At 30.2% G+C, this 15435-nt stretch carries 21 protein-coding genes; 17 read left to right on the top strand and 4 right to left on the bottom strand.

Going from position 1 to position 15435, the window contains the following annotated elements; genetic code table 11:
• Nucleotides 1–36: 36 nt before the first annotated feature.
• Nucleotides 37–1407: a DnaJ domain-containing protein gene (locus KPL55_RS26385; RefSeq protein WP_216307405.1), complete on the top strand. Its 1371-nt coding sequence runs from the start codon at nt 37–39 to the stop codon at nt 1405–1407.
• A 340-nt stretch (nt 1408–1747) separates the two neighbouring features.
• On the opposite strand, the gene KPL55_RS14250 is transcribed toward KPL55_RS26385, so the two are convergent.
• Nucleotides 1748–2872 (bottom strand): zinc-binding dehydrogenase, encoded by a 1125-nt coding sequence (locus KPL55_RS14250; protein WP_216307404.1) that lies wholly within the window; start codon nt 2870–2872, stop codon nt 1748–1750.
• Between the two features lie 118 nt (nt 2873–2990).
• Nucleotides 2991–3263: a hypothetical protein gene (locus tag KPL55_RS14245; protein ID WP_216307403.1), complete on the bottom strand. Its 273-nt coding sequence runs from the start codon at nt 3261–3263 to the stop codon at nt 2991–2993.
• A gap of 670 nt (nt 3264–3933) precedes the next feature.
• Here KPL55_RS14245 and KPL55_RS14240 point away from each other — a divergent pair.
• From KPL55_RS14240 to KPL55_RS14205, 8 genes are all read left to right on the top strand, one after another.
• Complete coding sequence (locus KPL55_RS14240; RefSeq protein WP_216307402.1) at nt 3934–4215, top strand: bacteriocin immunity protein; 282 nt, start codon at nt 3934–3936, stop codon at nt 4213–4215.
• Nucleotides 4216–4553: 338 nt separating this feature from the next.
• Nucleotides 4554–4790, top strand: a complete 237-nt coding sequence (locus KPL55_RS14235) for a hypothetical protein (RefSeq protein WP_216307401.1) — start codon at nt 4554–4556, stop codon at nt 4788–4790.
• A complete protein-coding gene (locus KPL55_RS14230; protein WP_216307400.1) occupies nt 4784–4987 on the top strand; it encodes a hypothetical protein in 204 nt (67 codons plus the stop codon). The genes KPL55_RS14235 and KPL55_RS14230 overlap by 7 nt, the downstream gene beginning before the upstream one ends.
• Nucleotides 4984–5115: an NINE protein gene (locus KPL55_RS26775; RefSeq protein ID WP_216307399.1), complete on the top strand. Its 132-nt coding sequence runs from the start codon at nt 4984–4986 to the stop codon at nt 5113–5115. Before KPL55_RS14230 ends, KPL55_RS26775 begins: the two co-directional genes overlap by 4 nt.
• 192 nt (nt 5116–5307) lie before the next feature.
• Nucleotides 5308–5496 (top strand): hypothetical protein, encoded by a 189-nt coding sequence (locus KPL55_RS14220; protein ID WP_216307398.1) that lies wholly within the window; start codon nt 5308–5310, stop codon nt 5494–5496.
• 17 nt (nt 5497–5513) lie between these two features.
• The gene (locus KPL55_RS14215; protein WP_216307397.1) at nt 5514–6320 is read left to right on the top strand and encodes an AAA family ATPase; all 807 of its coding nucleotides are present in this window, start codon (nt 5514–5516) and stop codon (nt 6318–6320) included.
• A gap of 53 nt (nt 6321–6373) precedes the next feature.
• Nucleotides 6374–6568 carry a hypothetical protein gene (locus KPL55_RS14210; protein ID WP_216307396.1) on the top strand — a complete coding sequence of 65 codons (195 nt, stop codon included), beginning with the start codon at nt 6374–6376 and terminating at the stop codon, nt 6566–6568.
• Nucleotides 6569–6869: 301 nt separating this feature from the next.
• Nucleotides 6870–8333, top strand: a complete 1464-nt coding sequence (locus KPL55_RS14205; protein WP_216307395.1) for a hypothetical protein — start codon at nt 6870–6872, stop codon at nt 8331–8333.
• On the opposite strand, the gene KPL55_RS14200 is transcribed toward KPL55_RS14205, so the two are convergent.
• On the bottom strand, nt 8319–8975 hold the full coding sequence (locus tag KPL55_RS14200) for a hypothetical protein (RefSeq protein WP_216307394.1): 657 nt from the start codon (nt 8973–8975) through the stop codon (nt 8319–8321). The genes KPL55_RS14205 and KPL55_RS14200 overlap by 15 nt on opposite strands.
• A 175-nt stretch (nt 8976–9150) precedes the next feature.
• Between KPL55_RS14200 and KPL55_RS14195 the strand changes: the two genes are divergently transcribed.
• The 5 genes from KPL55_RS14195 to KPL55_RS14175 all read left to right on the top strand — a co-directional run bounded on the left by KPL55_RS14195 (nt 9151) and on the right by KPL55_RS14175 (nt 11691).
• Complete coding sequence (locus KPL55_RS14195) at nt 9151–9402, top strand: hypothetical protein (protein ID WP_216307393.1); 252 nt, start codon at nt 9151–9153, stop codon at nt 9400–9402.
• Nucleotides 9403–9486: 84 nt separating this feature from the next.
• Nucleotides 9487–10503 carry a DnaD domain-containing protein gene (locus KPL55_RS14190; RefSeq protein ID WP_216307392.1) on the top strand — a complete coding sequence of 339 codons (1017 nt, stop codon included), beginning with the start codon at nt 9487–9489 and terminating at the stop codon, nt 10501–10503.
• A gap of 55 nt (nt 10504–10558) precedes the next feature.
• Entirely contained in the window at nt 10559–11092 is a 534-nt protein-coding gene (locus tag KPL55_RS14185) for a sigma-70 family RNA polymerase sigma factor (protein WP_216307391.1), read from the top strand.
• A gap of 79 nt (nt 11093–11171) precedes the next feature.
• Nucleotides 11172–11396, top strand: a complete 225-nt coding sequence (locus KPL55_RS14180; protein WP_216305758.1) for a DUF1659 domain-containing protein — start codon at nt 11172–11174, stop codon at nt 11394–11396.
• Nucleotides 11397–11454: 58 nt separating this feature from the next.
• Entirely contained in the window at nt 11455–11691 is a 237-nt protein-coding gene (locus KPL55_RS14175; protein ID WP_246599513.1) for a DUF2922 domain-containing protein, read from the top strand.
• Between the two features lie 145 nt (nt 11692–11836).
• Here KPL55_RS14175 and KPL55_RS14170 read toward each other — a convergent pair whose 3' ends face one another.
• Nucleotides 11837–13819 carry an oxidoreductase gene (locus KPL55_RS14170; protein WP_216307390.1) on the bottom strand — a complete coding sequence of 661 codons (1983 nt, stop codon included), beginning with the start codon at nt 13817–13819 and terminating at the stop codon, nt 11837–11839.
• A 211-nt stretch (nt 13820–14030) separates the two neighbouring features.
• Here KPL55_RS14170 and KPL55_RS14165 point away from each other — a divergent pair, with 211 nt between their 5' ends.
• Genes KPL55_RS14165 through KPL55_RS14155 form a run of 3 tightly spaced genes read left to right on the top strand, consistent with a single transcriptional unit; the run spans nt 14031 to nt 15350 of the window.
• Nucleotides 14031–14219, top strand: coding sequence for a hypothetical protein (locus tag KPL55_RS14165; RefSeq protein WP_216307389.1), 189 nt, complete (start codon nt 14031–14033; stop codon nt 14217–14219).
• 32 nt (nt 14220–14251) lie between these two features.
• Nucleotides 14252–14602, top strand: coding sequence for a helix-turn-helix domain-containing protein (locus tag KPL55_RS14160; RefSeq protein WP_216307388.1), 351 nt, complete (start codon nt 14252–14254; stop codon nt 14600–14602).
• Nucleotides 14592–15350 (top strand): ImmA/IrrE family metallo-endopeptidase, encoded by a 759-nt coding sequence (locus KPL55_RS14155; protein WP_216307387.1) that lies wholly within the window; start codon nt 14592–14594, stop codon nt 15348–15350. Before KPL55_RS14160 ends, KPL55_RS14155 begins: the two co-directional genes overlap by 11 nt.
• Nucleotides 15351–15435: the final 85 nt, after the last annotated feature.

Raw genomic sequence — 15435 nt, 5'->3', positions numbered from 1 at the left:
AAATATACTAAAGAATATAGAGAAAAGGTGATATAAATGAAAGATTATTATGAAATATTAGAACTACCCTCACAAGCTTCAAAAGAAGATATAAAAAGGGCTTACTTTAAGAGCGTAAGAAAATATCCACCGGATAGATTTGAAGTAGAATTTATGAATATTAGAAAAGCTTACGAAATTTTAAGTAATGAAAAAACTAGAAAACAGTATGATTCAATAAATAAATTAGATTCTGATGTGAGTGAAAATTATAGATTAGCAAGAACCTATATGGAAGAAGAAAAATTAAACAATGCAATTAAAATTCTTCAAAAGATGCAGAAAGAAGATTCAAAATCTCTAATAGTAAAAGTATTGCTAGCAGAAGTCTATTTAAAAAATAGTAACAGTGGTAAAGGACTTATAGTATATGAAGAGTTAACTTCGCAGGAACCGGAAAACTCAGCATTTGCAGGTTATTTAGCTAATGCTTATTTAAACAGAGGTTGGCATAAAAAGGCTATTTTAGCCTACAATAAGGCAATAGAACTTGATAGTGACAATATTTCCTTGTGGCTTGGCTTAAGTGAAGCGTATGTAGAAAATAATGAATATATGAATGCTAGAAATGTTTTAGAAAAGGCATTAGAGGTAGTCACTGATATAAAAGGCAACACAATAATATATCTAGAGCTAATAACGATCGATATGAACTTTGAAATGTTTTCCTCAATACATAAACCTATAGATAAGTTGGTTGAGCTTGCAATAAATGATGATGAAATAAAAGAGAATATAACATCTACACTATCTGACCTAGCATCTTATTTAATGCAAATGGAAAGAATGGAAGATGCTAAAAAGATAATAGAGAAGGCAGCAGAGATAATACCTGAAGATAAAGAGGTATTACAGATTAAAAGTGAAATTGCAAACTATATGAGATATATTGATAATTTTCGTAATATGAAAGAAGATAGAAAAATAAACCATGAGACCGTTGCTCTTATTGCATTCAATGTACTTCCAAATAATGAATTAGGGATGCATGATGAAGAAGAAAAAGAAGCAATGAATCATTATCAGGAGAGTAGCGTATTAGATAATTATGATAACGACAAAGATTCTATTAAAAAGCTAGAAAAGGATTATCCAGATTTGTACGCTTTAAAGGCAGAGTTTTTTAGTAAGTTAACTAATAACATTGAAAGAAAAAAGATGCAAGTGGAGTATAAAAAACAGTCGGGTAATTATAAACACATAGTAGAGAGATTTTTTGATGAAGAGGATAATGAAGAAAACGAAGGTAGACTTAAAGAATATGAGCCACAGGAACCTACAGTACGAGAGGAATCTAAAATTGGTAGAAATGATCTTTGTCCTTGTGGAAGTGGTAAGAAATATAAGAAATGCTGTGGGAAACAATGATAGTTTTGCAGCATAATTAAAGGAGCTTGATAATATTACTAAAGCATTAAAAGTGAATTAATAAATTGGAAAATAAAACTCTATAGATTGATAAAATGCTAAAAATTGTAATAAAGGTATACCTGTTAAATTACGTGCATACCAGTCAGTTGAGGTAGAGAAATTTACTTTTACTGGCATTTTTATTTGTAAAAAATAGAGGAGGGAAAGATGGATAAGATTATTTTAAACTTGTATTTTTGTGTATTCATTTATATACAATATTGTTTAATATAGTATTAAATTAATGTTTAAAAATTTGAGATATTATGACCAGATTAAAGGCTAAGGAAATACCAGTTTAGAGAACTGATGAAAATGGAACTGTTGTTGTTACAACAAATGTAACTAATGTAAATTTAATGTGAATCCAGGTGCTTATACAGAAGTCTTCCGGAATCAATACAATTTTACCTAATTTACCTGTTGTCTTAAAATAGGTTTGTGCCAGTCCAGCATCTTTTAGCGGGAAGGTACGGTCAATGACTGGTTGAATTTTACCCTCAGATATAGCATCCAGCATTTGTTTAAACTCTTTTTGGGTCCCTAATACAGAACCAAAAATCGTAATATGTTTTAGATATATATCTCTTAAGTCCAGTACAGTTTTTTGTCCACCTATGGATCCGGCAATGCATAATTTACCACCTTTTTTCAATACTTTAATCACTGTTTTAAACAAGGAATCGCCTACTACATCTAATACAGAGTCAATCGGTCCACCATTTATTCCAATGATTTCTTGGACTAAGGTTTCCGATTTATAAGATAAGACATGCGTTGCTCCTAATTCTTTCATCTGTTTTGTCAAACCCAAATCCCCTACTATTGCAATGACTTTAGCTCCATAGATTTTCGAAGCAATTTGTACGTTCATTGAGCCTACACCACCATTTGCTCCTGTTACCAGTATAGTCTCCTCAGAATGTGGCTTTATTTGTTCTACCATATGCCATGCAGTCAGCCCACTAACAGAAAAGACCGCACTTTCTATATATTTAGTGAGGGGCATATCAAAACATAGGTTAGGTGGCCAAACCACATATTCTGCATACCCACCATCATATTCCGAACCAATAAAGGACATATCTTCTGAAATATGTTCAAATCCTTCAGGACCGGTAGATGTAAAAGGAAAGACCACAATATCTTTGCCAATCATAAATTCATCTACATGTTTCCCAACCTTTACAACAACCCCTGTTATATCTGAACCAGGTATTCTTGGAAATTCTACCCCTTCTTCTCTCCATCCGGACTTTGAGTCTTCACCATAGGCTCCCTCACGCATCCAAATCTCTGTATTATTAATTCCGCAGGCTTTGACTTTTATAAGCACTTCATCGTCTTTTGGTTCTGGTATTGCTATCTCAACAACTTTCAGCTTATCTATATCCCCATATCCTATTACCTGTACAGCTTTCAATATACCATCTCCTCTCTATTTATTCTATGTTAATTTCACCGCGAGTGTTGACGATCAACCGATTACACCCACTGTATTAGTTTTCACTAAATTGTATAATATATTCAACTATTATTCATCACTCAAGTACGTACATTAAATCGTCTTTGTCTCTATAGCTTTCGGTTACAACAAGATTACTGCATTTAGTACAGTTGAAATTGCTTACTGCTTTTTCTTTATAATCCATATGCAAATTTAAAGAGAACTTATCGTTTCCACAATTGCAAGTTATCCCATTTACTCCAAAATGAAATTTGTCCCCATATACAAAAAATTCGCCTCCACATTCGCATTTGTTTAAATCCTCACTAACTTCTTTTTTACAACTCATACAAAAAGTTTTTGACATTTTAATGTCCTCCTTACTTCCTAATAAAATACAATGTTTAATGAATTATATTTTAGAATATACACAATATTATAAAATTATAACATGTTTTCTATAATATTATAATATGCAACACTTTTATAGTTCCTATATTATTCTTTAATACCACATTATACCACATTATACCTTTTTATTTATATTTTAAATAATATACAGAGATTGATAATATTACTAAAACATTAAAATTGAATCAGAAAAAAGTTAAAACATAAATATTTGTTTAAGTGATGGCAGAATATACTATCTAATTCTTTAAAATGTTCCTCCAATAATAAAATATCTTGATATAATTTTGGAACTAGAACTTAGGTGTATTTAAAGCATTTTATTGAGTATTTTAGATGTATATGGTAAGCTAATCTCAGAGAAAGTTCCTACTCTTTACATTATAGGAACTTTTTGAGACCGACTTGTAATAATTTTTAATATAAACTCTATAAAATAATTTAGATAATAAGATCAGATCAGATTAAGGTTATGAAAACAGAGAAACCATTGCTATATATTTAATTTTAGCAATTAACGAAGCACAAAAGGTTTATAATGAAGTATTTATCAACGTTTTAATATAAGATGTTACTTCTGGTTGAAGCTATGTTCTTCATGGGCCTATTAAGGAGGTGTTGTATAAATGAATGAAAATTATCCTTTATTAAATGAATTAAAAGATGTTTTGAATGATTCTGAAGTTAAAAATAATCAAGATTTAACTAATGTTCTTATTCCATTTAAAATAAAACTTGAACATGACGAAGAGTATAGCCTTATTTGCACAAAACTAAGTAATGCTATAACATTATACCTAGCCACAAATAGGTTTAAAGCTCCTAAATCAGTTTTAAATTTATATAATAATATATCTAATGTTTCATGTAAATATAGAGGTTTACCTTCTTTTATTAATTGGTTTTAAGCAATTTATAAAGGTCGATTATGTTAATAATAGTTTATTATATAAACTATCTTTTTTTAAGAAAAGTGACTAAAAATAAAGGGATAAATCATGCATAAATGGGGTAGATATTCTCAATTAGACACCTTTTATGCAGTTAAATATAGCCTTATTGCATATTAAATAAGCATAAATGATGGTATAGGCTAGATATAGGCACATAACAAATGTCGTGAAGGGAGACTTTCGCGGCATTTCTTGTTTATACAAGGTATTACATTGAATGTTATATTTTATGTAAAAGTATTTTAACCTAAAAAGGTAACACACACAATAATATTATAGAGAGGAGTACATATATGAGTAATATTTCGTCTACTACAGTCATTATTATAGGACTTATAGCTATTATTCTTTTAGCATTTAGAGAAAGAAAAGTAGTTAGCGGTCAGCTGCTTATTTGCAATCGTGGAGGCAAACACAGCATTCTAAAATATCATTCGATATTAGTCCTACAAAGAGATTGGATAGTGAAAGTAATAAATATGATTGCGAGGCTAAAAGACAAGCCGATGTATACGTATTTTGTTTGTTAAAACATAAAGATAAGACTACAGTAGATCCTTTAAATGTAGACCAATGGGAGTTTTATATAGTACCAACAGAGCAACTCAATGAAGAAATGGGCGCACAAAAGAGCATAGGTATTAATCCCTTAATAAAGTTGAATCCTATAGTAACAGATTATAAAGGCATTAAAAAGGCAATTTTAGAATGCAAAATTAAAATATGATGGTTTTACTTTTATGCTTATTTTTAGGTTGGATTGGTGGTCATAAATTTTATGAAGGTAAATCTTTAATGGGAATTATAAAAGTGATGAGATATTATTGTTCTCATCATTTTTTGAATTTATCTTAGACAATAAATATATCATTAGATGGGTAAGTATAAAATAAAATTATCACATTTTGAGAAGCTTTTACGTATTACTTTGATGGAATACGTATTTGGGGTATAATAATATTAAGTATATAAATTTATCTCGGTAATTGAGCAGTAAATATGGAAATAATGAATATAGATTCTAAATAATTTTAATGAGGTGAAAAAATGAAGTTAAAAAAAATTATATTTAATAATCATGAAATACTAAATAATTTAGAAGTAGATTTTTGTGATAGCAAAGGAATTCCTTTAAATACTGTAGTTGTTATTGGTAATAACGGGACTGGAAAGACTACCTTGTTAAAAGTTTATTTGAATCTTTTGAAGTTGATTATAAGGGGTATAATCCAATAAATTCGCTTGAAATTGAGTTGCAGCCTGGAAATTTCCATACAACTGTTCAGCTTGATGATAGAGAGGTTGGAATATTAGATCCTGATATTATAGGTGTTAATAGTAATAAGGATGATCCTAAAGTGATATATATGCCCGCAGAAATTAATTTTGATAAGCTTAAAAAGGTAGATAATACATTTAAGTTTTTACCTAGTTTTTTAAATATAGTAGATCAAAGCATAACGGAAAATGTTCCTTCATTCATAGCTACAAAGATAAATAAGGAGATATTTAAAAATAGAAATAAAATTATTGGTGAAGTAATTGATAAAGTATGCGATGAAATAAACAGTATATTTTTTATTATGGATTTAGATGTTAAACTTATAGGATTGTCAGAGGATGAAGACACAAAACCTGTTTTTAAAAATAGCTTGGGCAAAGAGTTTGATATAAATGGACTGTCCTCAGGAGAAAAACAATTATTTTTAAGAGCATTATCTTTGAAATTTTTAGACGCTAATAATTCAATAATATTAATAGATGAACCTGAAATATCACTACATCCAGAGTGGCAGCAAAAAATAATAAAGGTTTATGAAAACATAGGTATTAATAATCAATTAATAATTGCAACTCATTCACCTCATATAGTGGGGGATATTAAAGCAGAGCAGCTCAGAATATTAATTAAAGACAAAAATGGAGTATCTTTATTTGACGATGATAAAATAGATGAGACATATGGGCATACCATGGAAAATATATTAAAGACGACAATGAAATTAGAAAATATTAGAAATGATGATATTTCAGCAAATAAAACCCTAAAGAGTATCTAACATATAATTTAGCTAGTGGAGAAATTATTCCAACATATAAGGATGCACAGGATATGAGAAATATAAGAGCGACATATACTATTGCACTTTTAAATCTTAATAATTATATTCTAACAGATGCGAGAAAGAATTTAATACAAATATTGGAAGTGTATAGAGAAAATTATGACGAATTTGCATCTTATCTACAATATTTTTTAGACGATGGTCATAGCTTTCCAAGTTTAATTAGGTTATACATGGAATAAGCGTGTACCTGCAATTGGTTATGTAACGGGGAAATTGCATTTGAATAATTTAAGAGGAATACTCCAGGAAATTATATTTATTGGGACATTTGGCAGTAGCTTTGGCTACTGCCTTTTTTTCACGTCCAATATTTCACCAAACTAAAACACATAAAGGTGCAAAATAAGAACAAATTGTGTATTTTATTTCACATTAAAGGGAATATGAAAGTTTTGCAGAATATAATTACATAATAGTAAATATTATGAATAAAGATGGGCTATTATATACAATCAAAATATGCAAATATGGGGGTTTATTATGATATATGAAAAAGTAGAAGAGAGCATTAATGATTTGAAAAGAGTTAATAAAGAAGTAGACAGTGTAACTGAGAGTATAACTTTCTATAAACAAGTAATCAAAACTGCGAAACCTATTATTATCGATTTAGTAGGGGCTAGTGGAGCTGGTAAAACTACTTTTTGCCTACAATTTGTAGATGAGGAAGGGAAGAAGATGTTAAGTAAGACTATTTCTACGTCAGGAAATAGTAATATAATACAGACAGATATAATCATTCTTGAGGATACAAAGAGTAGGCTTTTTTTAAAGGCGAGAACTAAAAGTGATATAATTAGCGATTTAATTTTAGTTGCTTTAAACATAAACCCAGAATATAAATTTGATATTAAAAAATGTATTACTCATGGGGCAAATAGTGCAGGCGTAATGAAAAATAATGACATGGGTGCTAAGACTAATATTGAATTGTTTCAAGGTGTGTATAATTTGTTTAGGAATGTTATATTAATTCAAAAATTTCAGGAGATAGCAAAAGAATTGCAGCTGAATTTTACAAAAGAGGATGATATTCGAAATTATATAATAAACAACATAACAAATGAAAATCTTATAAAACTTCTTGATAATATAATATATTCAAAATTAAATATAGATAATTTTTATGGGTATCGCCATGAAATTTCGTTAGATGAGGAAAATATTTTAGAAAAAACTATAGTACCTACAAAAATCTTTAATAAATACAAAGAACAATTAGAAGAATTTCATGAAATAGTATCATATAGGTTACTTTTTGAACATGCAATATTGATGTTAAAATTTGATGATAAAACTAAACAGAGGCTACCTAAAAAGTTAAAAGAAGGAGTTGTGTTTAGAAACCTACAAGGAAATAAAAAAATAGAAGAAGGCACTAGTGCTAATCTTAAGGTAGATTGTAAGATACTAATTATAGCGGCTGCTACAGGTGGAGAATTAGTTGATGGTAAGTTTGTTGTTGAACTAAAGGATATTATTAAATCAGATCAAAAATGTATAGTAGTAATAACAAAGATTGATAAGACGAGCTCCTACGAGGAATATACACGAAATGATTATGAGGCTTTTATTGAAAGTTTAAAGCAGCAAGTTGCAACAACTCGTAATGATATAATTGGTAAATTAGAAGAAGCTCAAGAGGTTATTGCAGGCGGAACTTGTAAATTCGATAAAGATACTATTGAGAGAAAGATATTTGAGACCTTTGATAATGCATATTTATCAAAAATAACTAAAGATAAACAAGGGGAGTATGATGCGGAAATTCATAAAATAGTATGTAAAAATAAAAATAATCAAGAAATATCGGCAAATGATATAGATGATATAATAATTGTTGAAAATCCGTATACCTGCATTTCAAGTATTTTAGATAGAAAAACTAGAGTAATACGCGATATGAGTATAAGAAAAAGCTATGACCGGTTAATACTGGCATAGCTCTTCCTCTTTAATTATTTTTCCACTATTTAAATTTAACAGCATCACATAAAGATTTGCTCTTAAAGATTTAGGAGGGGTATTTATTAGAAAATCAAACTCGTCATTACTTCCAACGGCGATAGATACTTTAGAATCTGAGGTAAGTTCAATACAAGCTATTTCTCCATAAATACTATAAATTGTTCTAGAAGTAACAAATGGTTTAATTTGAATGTACCATTTGGAATATTCCCAGTTACTTATCTCAATCATTAAATCAACAGGTCCATTTATTGTTTTATTTAAATTCCACTCAAAATCGCGGGTATATAGGTCAGATAAAATAACTTGAAAAAATTTCTTCTCATTTTCTTTGGTTAGTGCTCGTTTATTTTCTATAGAAGTTTCTTCTGTTTTATCATCTATATGACCTGCAGCCATCATTAATTCACTATATGTAACACCATTTGAAGCATCACTAGAAAATTTGCTTATTGTGTCTGGAGATGGTGGGCAATTTACTAGCTTTCGAAGTAATCTAGAGATATGGGCAGCACTTACATCAACTGAATTTGCATATTGAGTAATTGAACGATCACCTTTAGCTTTTTCTAATAATATAGCAAATGTAACTAGATCAAAATTACTGTAGTCAGCCAAATAATCACCTCTTTTAATAAGTATTATATCATTTTGTATTGTTTATAGTCAATGCATTATAGAAAATAAATATAATTATGGTAAAAAAAGTATTGCAGAGCAGGAATAGTTATGATATATTAATTGCAGACAATGAATTAATTACAAATAATGTAATAATTAAGGGGGGGATTAGATGGGTTTAAATAAATATGCGCTGCAGACTTTAATGAATGAAAGGTTTAATAGTAGTTACACAAGGCTTTCTAAGGCTATAGGAGTAGACGTAGCACATGTATATCGAGTATTGGTTAATAATAACACTCCAGGGATTAAATTTTTTAATGGGATTATGAAGTGGTGTACGGATAATCAGTTAGATTACAGAGAGTATATTTTTTTACCAAAACCGTTAACTACAGTTAATAGTAAAATGAAAACACAGTAAATTTATAAAAGTAAAATTTGATGCTGAGGATAAAAGATTAGATTGCTGATGCATTTAAAAATATAATTATAGGAGGAATAAATAATGGCAAAATACAGACAGATCTTTACAGAATTTTGGAGTGACAGCTTTGTGATTGACCTTCAACCGGATGAAAGGTACTTTTACTTATATATTATATCTAATACAAAATCCACTCAGAGCGGCATCTATGAAATCTCGCCAAAGTACATTGCCACAGAGCTGGGGTATAGTAAAGATTATGTAGAGGAGCTAATTAAAAGATTTTGCGACTTCGGTAAGATTCTATACAACAAGGATACTAAAGAAATTATGATACTAAATTGGATAAAGTATAATTCACCCAATAACATAAATTCAGTGCTAGGAGTTCAGAAAGAGTTGAAACGGGTAAAAAGCAAAGAATTTATTAAAGTGTTGTTTGATATATGCAAGGCAGCTCAATTAGATGTTAAGAAAATTTTTGAGGATTTTATAGTGGAGGAATGTATAGGCAAAAACACCAATTTAGATAAAAATTTAGAAGATGATAAAATTACTGAAGAAATCCCCCTTGGTAGCCCCTCTATAGCCCCTTGCATAGAGCATGGAACTAATAGAATAAGGAGTAAAGAACAAGAAGTAAAGAATAATGAGCAAGGATTAAAGAATAAAGAAGAAGCAGTAATGATTAAAGAAGCCCAGGTAATTATTAAAGAAGCCCAGGTAATTATTAAAGGAGAAGATGAAATAAAAAATGTCATCAAAGTCTTTGAAGAGAACATACATGTTATATCTCCTATAGTGCAAGAAATAATATTAGCTTTTACAAAACAGGTAAGTAGCAAAATTATAATAATGGCTATCAATGAGGCTGTGAGCTATAATGTCAAAACAATTATATATATTTCCAAAGTACTTAATAACTGGATAAATAATGATGTAAAAACTGAAAGTCAGGTAATAGCATATCAAAAACAATGGATCAATAAAAAGGACAAGAAGACAGGTAAAAATGTTAAACAGGGCGGATTCTGCGATTATGAACAAAGACAATATGACTTTGATATCCTAGAAAAGCAGCTATTAGGCCAATTGTAGAGGTAATTCATTTTATAAATATCATATACTAAAAATTAAAAGGTAGGTGTATTTTATGGAAGAGTTGGTTGGGGATGCAAAAAATAAAATTAATGGAGCTACAGAGAAACTATTAGAAAAGTTTAAATATCTCATATTTAAGGAGGCTTCGAGGTACCACATTCCAGGATTCGAAATAACTGATTTAATTCAACATGGGAATCTTTCAGTAATTAAAGCTATAGCATTGTATAAGCTTGGCAGCAATAGCTTCAATGGATATTGTATAAATGCCATAAGAATGAACTATAAAGCTCTACTAAAAAGAGAAATAAAGCATTTTAGGGAGGTTCCAAATAATGATATGTTAGATTTAGATGCGGCAGATAAGTATGAGTTTACATTAGAGGATGAGGTCATTGCTTATGAGGAAGTGAAAAAGTTGTATGTTTCGCTAGAAACCTTAGAGCCCTATGAACGAACAATATTAGAAAGGTTTTATATTCAAGGACACTCATTAGGAGAAATTGCTTGCGATAGTGATAAAAGCTACCATTACTTTGCAAGGATTAAGAAGAAAGCACTTAAAAAGCTAAAGGCACTTATGTAAGTATATATTAAAATCTTGCGCACAAACTTTTGCAGCGACATATATACTTAGTGAACGCAAATTGAAAGGAGTGATTGACATGGCAGTAGTATCCACAAAGGTAGCCAGTGCATTAAAACTTACAATGAAGGTAGGTATTGATGTTAATGGGAAAGACAAATTCGTAACAAAAACAATGGGTAACTTAAAAGTTACTGCAACAGACGAGGACATCTTTGCAATAGGACAAGCTATCTCTAACATCAAAACTTATCCACTATTCGGCCTTGACAGACAAGATCAGTACAGCCTAGTTACAGAATAGCTAGCAGCTTATGAATTAAATATTAAAAAATTAAAGAATTTAAAGGGGGACAAGTATTATGCATAATTTAGTTTTAAGATTTTTAACATCAATAGAAGGTAAGTATTTTAGCTTAACAGTAGATGACATTAAAGCTGATGAGAATGGAGTGCCAACTGTAACGAAGGCTGAGGTTAACGCTCTAATGGATTTAGTCATTACAAACAACATTTTCGCATCAACAAATGGTAACTTAACTGGCAAGAAAGATGCTAAAATAGTTACTACTGATACTAGTATAGTTGATGTAGCATAATAAGAAGGTAAGTAGGGTTAGCGGATATTAAATTATCTGCTAGCTCTATTTTTTTAGGGTGAGTTTCTATTTTAGGATACTAAAAGACCACAGACATATTATATTCTGTGGTCTTTATACTCATATATTAATTTTAAAATTGTAGCTAGATACTTCTTCCCAATTCATAACCACTCCAAATTGCGTTCATAATATTATGAACTTCTCTAGAATCTCCTATGTTATAAAGTATCTTTTCACCATCATTAAGACTATTATACAAATCGTTCTTTTGACGGTAACCCACAGCGGTAATAACTGTATCAGCTGAAATTTCGGCTTGACCTTCTGCGTTATTTATAATAACTGAATGTTTATTTACTTTTTCAACCTTTGTATTTTTATAAACATCTACATTGTTAAATGCTAAAAGCTCAACTAACATTGAATAATTCATCATAGGCATTCCGTGAGGTCCACCTAAAACTTCACTTTGCATTTCAACAACACTTACTTTTTTACCCATCTGTGCTAACCATAAGGCAGCTTCGCAGCCTACAAGTCCTCCACCAACAACAACTATTTCATTGCCTGCTTTGGATACATCTAGTAACACCTCATTTGCAGTATATACATTATTTTCGCTTCCAAAATTAATACTAATTGGAGATGAACCTGTTGCAACTACAATTATATCAGCATCAAAGTTTTCAACATATGCTTTATCTACTGGTGTACTCTTTATAACATTTATACTAAGTTTTTCTAATTGGTATTCGTACCATTTAATTAATTCTCTGTCATCGGTTTTGAAATCTGGAACAGAACCTGGAATAATATTTCCACCTAGTTTACTGGATTTTTCAACTATGGTTACTTTATGACCACGAATTGTTGCTGCGCGTGCGCATTCCATACCTGCAAGTCCACCACCAATTACTAATATTTTCTTTGGAGAATCAGTGCTTACTAAACCATATTTATTTTCTCTTCCGCAAGCAGGATTAACTGCGCAGGACAATGGGGACCCTGTGGCAAGTCTTCCCATGCATCCATCATGACAAGAAAGACAATGACGAATATCTTTAAAATTTCCTGTGCGAATTTTCTCTGGAAGATAGGGATCTGCAAGAAGTGGTCGTCCATATGATACTATATCACAACAACCATTAAGCGCATCCAGTGCAATGTCCGGATCATCCAATCTACCTGCAAGTATAACAGGCACATCAACTGCTTTTTTAACAGCTCTTCCAAATTCACGATACATTCCCTTTTCAAAGTACATTGGTGGGTGATTCCAGTACCACGAATCATAAGTTCCTACATCAACATTTAACATATCATACCCAGCTTCGACTAAAATCTTTGCAGCTTCTAAACCTTCTTCTAAATCTTTTCCTTTTTCCTGGGCTTCTTCACCTGGTAATATACCCTGGCGAAGAGCTTTTATAAAGGATTTAACACTAAAACGCAAAGATACTGGGAAATCTTCACCACATACTTTTTTCACGCCTTTTACAATATCGGTTGCGATTTTTAATCTTGCTCTTAAATCTCCGCCGTATTCATCAGTACGTTTATTATAAAAACTGATTGCAAATTGATCAAGTAAGTAACCCTCATGTACTGCATGGATTTCAACACCATCAAAACCGCCTTTTTTAGCAATTGCAGCAGATTTTATAAAATTATTAATCAAAACTTGAATTTCTTCAATTGTCATTTCTCGATGCATTATACTTGGGTCAAAACGATTTTCATTAACAGATGGGGCTATGTGCTTTTTTACAAGCCCTGGAATTGCAGAACGACCTAAACCACCTGTAAGCTGTAACATTATTTTAGTATCATAAGCATGGATTCTTTCAATCATAGAGGCTACAGAACTACAAAATAATGCAGGTCTATATGTTGGACAGGGCATTATCAAATCTTCCACTTCATTGTAATCTACGTTACAAATACCAGTAGTAATTAATCCAATACCACCTTTAGCACGTTCTACATAATAGTTTTGCGCATTTTCATTAAACCCACCATTTGGGTCAGAATAAAAAATCAAACCCATTGGAGCCATGGAAAGTCTATTTTTTAATTTTAACTTGCCTATAGTTATTGGTTCAAAAAGTTTTTGATACTTGTTCATAACAATACCTCCTTCATATTTAGCATAATCAGTTCGGCGAATTGGTTATGTTAAAATGCTAACACTTAAAATTTTAATAATCAAATCCAAAAATGTAAACGTAATCCATTACTGTCGCATAATATGAGAAGAGGTCGCCAAATCGCATTATTCCTCATGTTATCATAATGTAGTATCGCTTGCATAAATCTATTTAAATATTAATAGATCAATGTATTTTGTGTTAGCACTTCTTTTTATTTACAGATTTAGGCTTCAAGGATTAGGACAGACTATCACGCCTACTTTAGCTGGAGTTATGGGACTAATTATGAGAACCTTCGATGCTATTATTTATCATTTTAATAATTTTGTCATAATATATAATGAATATAAGATTGGAATTATGACAAAACTATAATATAATGAAAGTAATATGAGAGGGGAATTGTTATGAAAAATGTTAACTTAGCAAGTAAAAGGTTTAAAGAGTTACGTGAAAGTAGTAATTTAACCCAAGTACAGATAGCAAACTTTTTAAATATTGACCAAAGTTATGTTTCAAAATTTGAAAAAGGTGAACGGAAATTGAGTGTAGATATATTGGAAAAAATATGTAATTTGTTTGGGTGTACTTTAAAATATTTTGAAATTGAAGATGAGAAGTACACACCAATGTCAATTGCATTTCGTTCGAATACCTTACAGAATGAGGATTTAGAAATAATATCAGCAATAAATAAAGTAGCTCTTAATATCAGGTTTATTAACTTAATGCTGGAGGAGGTTATTATTGAAAAGTAGTATTGAATTAAATTCAAATGCCTTAAAAATGAGAAAATATTTAAATGAAGACCCTTCATCACCGATAGATATTTTTTCATTAATTAATAATTTAAAGAATATTACTATAATATTTTACCCAATGTCTGATAGAATAAGTGGAATGTGTATTAGAGAGGGAAATAGTAAAATAATTGCAATAAATTCAAACTTATCTTACGGAAGACAAAGATTTACAGCGGCACACGAGGTATACCACCTATTTTTTGAAAAGGAACTAAGAAATGTTATTTGCGAAATGGATATTAGTGAATTAAAATCAGATAGTGAAAAGGAGGCAGATAAATTTGCCTCTTATCTCTTGGCACCGTATGATTCACTAAGAGCCTATTTAGAAGACAATAATATGATAGATAATCATGCATTGACTATAAAAGATATTATAAATATGGAACAGTTTTATCAATTAAGTCATCAAACAATGTTATACAGGTTGACATCTGACGGATATCTAGATTGGAATACAAGCAATAATTTAAAAGTGTCAGTTTCACAAAAAGCTATGAGATTAGGATATGATGATAAATTATATAAGTCATCCGAAGAAGCAAAGAAATATTTTTCAATTGGTGAATATGTACAAAAGGTAGAAGAATTAAAAGAAAGAGATTTAATTTCATATGGAAAGTACGAAGAGTTGTTGTTAGATGCCTTTAGAGCAGATATAGTTTATAATCAAGGAAGTGAAGGTGTAGAATTAAATGATTGATAAATATTTTTTTGATTAAACAGATAATTGCCTAATAGTAGTTTTACTCAGTCTTTAGTTAGTAAAAACAATAGTGTAAAATAAT

The organism is Clostridium lacusfryxellense, assembly GCF_018861735.1.
Taxonomy (GTDB): Bacteria; Bacillota; Clostridia; order Clostridiales; family Clostridiaceae; genus Clostridium_AD; species Clostridium_AD lacusfryxellense.
Note: the sequence above shows the minus strand (reverse complement) of the source record. Positions and strands in the feature narration are given on the sequence as shown.

Bases quoted from the DNA above. Each gene is read 5' to 3' on its own strand.
- KPL55_RS26385 (WP_216307405.1), top strand. From the start codon at position 37: ATGAAAGATTATTATGAAATATTAGAACTACCCTCACAAGCTTCAAAA.
- KPL55_RS14245 (WP_216307403.1), bottom strand. From the start codon at position 3,263: ATGTCAAAAACTTTTTGTATGAGTTGTAAAAAAGAAGTTAGTGAGGAT.
- KPL55_RS14240 (WP_216307402.1), top strand. From the start codon at position 3,934: ATGAATGAAAATTATCCTTTATTAAATGAATTAAAAGATGTTTTGAAT.
- KPL55_RS14235 (WP_216307401.1), top strand. From the start codon at position 4,554: ATGAGTAATATTTCGTCTACTACAGTCATTATTATAGGACTTATAGCT.
- KPL55_RS26775 (WP_216307399.1), top strand. From the start codon at position 4,984: ATGATGGTTTTACTTTTATGCTTATTTTTAGGTTGGATTGGTGGTCAT.
- KPL55_RS14220 (WP_216307398.1), top strand. From the start codon at position 5,308: ATGAAGTTAAAAAAAATTATATTTAATAATCATGAAATACTAAATAAT.
- KPL55_RS14210 (WP_216307396.1), top strand. From the start codon at position 6,374: ATGAGAAATATAAGAGCGACATATACTATTGCACTTTTAAATCTTAAT.
- KPL55_RS14205 (WP_216307395.1), top strand. From the start codon at position 6,870: ATGATATATGAAAAAGTAGAAGAGAGCATTAATGATTTGAAAAGAGTT.
- KPL55_RS14195 (WP_216307393.1), top strand. From the start codon at position 9,151: ATGGGTTTAAATAAATATGCGCTGCAGACTTTAATGAATGAAAGGTTT.
- KPL55_RS14190 (WP_216307392.1), top strand. From the start codon at position 9,487: ATGGCAAAATACAGACAGATCTTTACAGAATTTTGGAGTGACAGCTTT.
- KPL55_RS14185 (WP_216307391.1), top strand. From the start codon at position 10,559: ATGGAAGAGTTGGTTGGGGATGCAAAAAATAAAATTAATGGAGCTACA.
- KPL55_RS14180 (WP_216305758.1), top strand. From the start codon at position 11,172: ATGGCAGTAGTATCCACAAAGGTAGCCAGTGCATTAAAACTTACAATG.
- KPL55_RS14175 (WP_246599513.1), top strand. From the start codon at position 11,455: ATGCATAATTTAGTTTTAAGATTTTTAACATCAATAGAAGGTAAGTAT.
- KPL55_RS14170 (WP_216307390.1), bottom strand. From the start codon at position 13,819: ATGAACAAGTATCAAAAACTTTTTGAACCAATAACTATAGGCAAGTTA.
- KPL55_RS14165 (WP_216307389.1), top strand. From the start codon at position 14,031: ATGTATTTTGTGTTAGCACTTCTTTTTATTTACAGATTTAGGCTTCAA.
- KPL55_RS14160 (WP_216307388.1), top strand. From the start codon at position 14,252: ATGAAAAATGTTAACTTAGCAAGTAAAAGGTTTAAAGAGTTACGTGAA.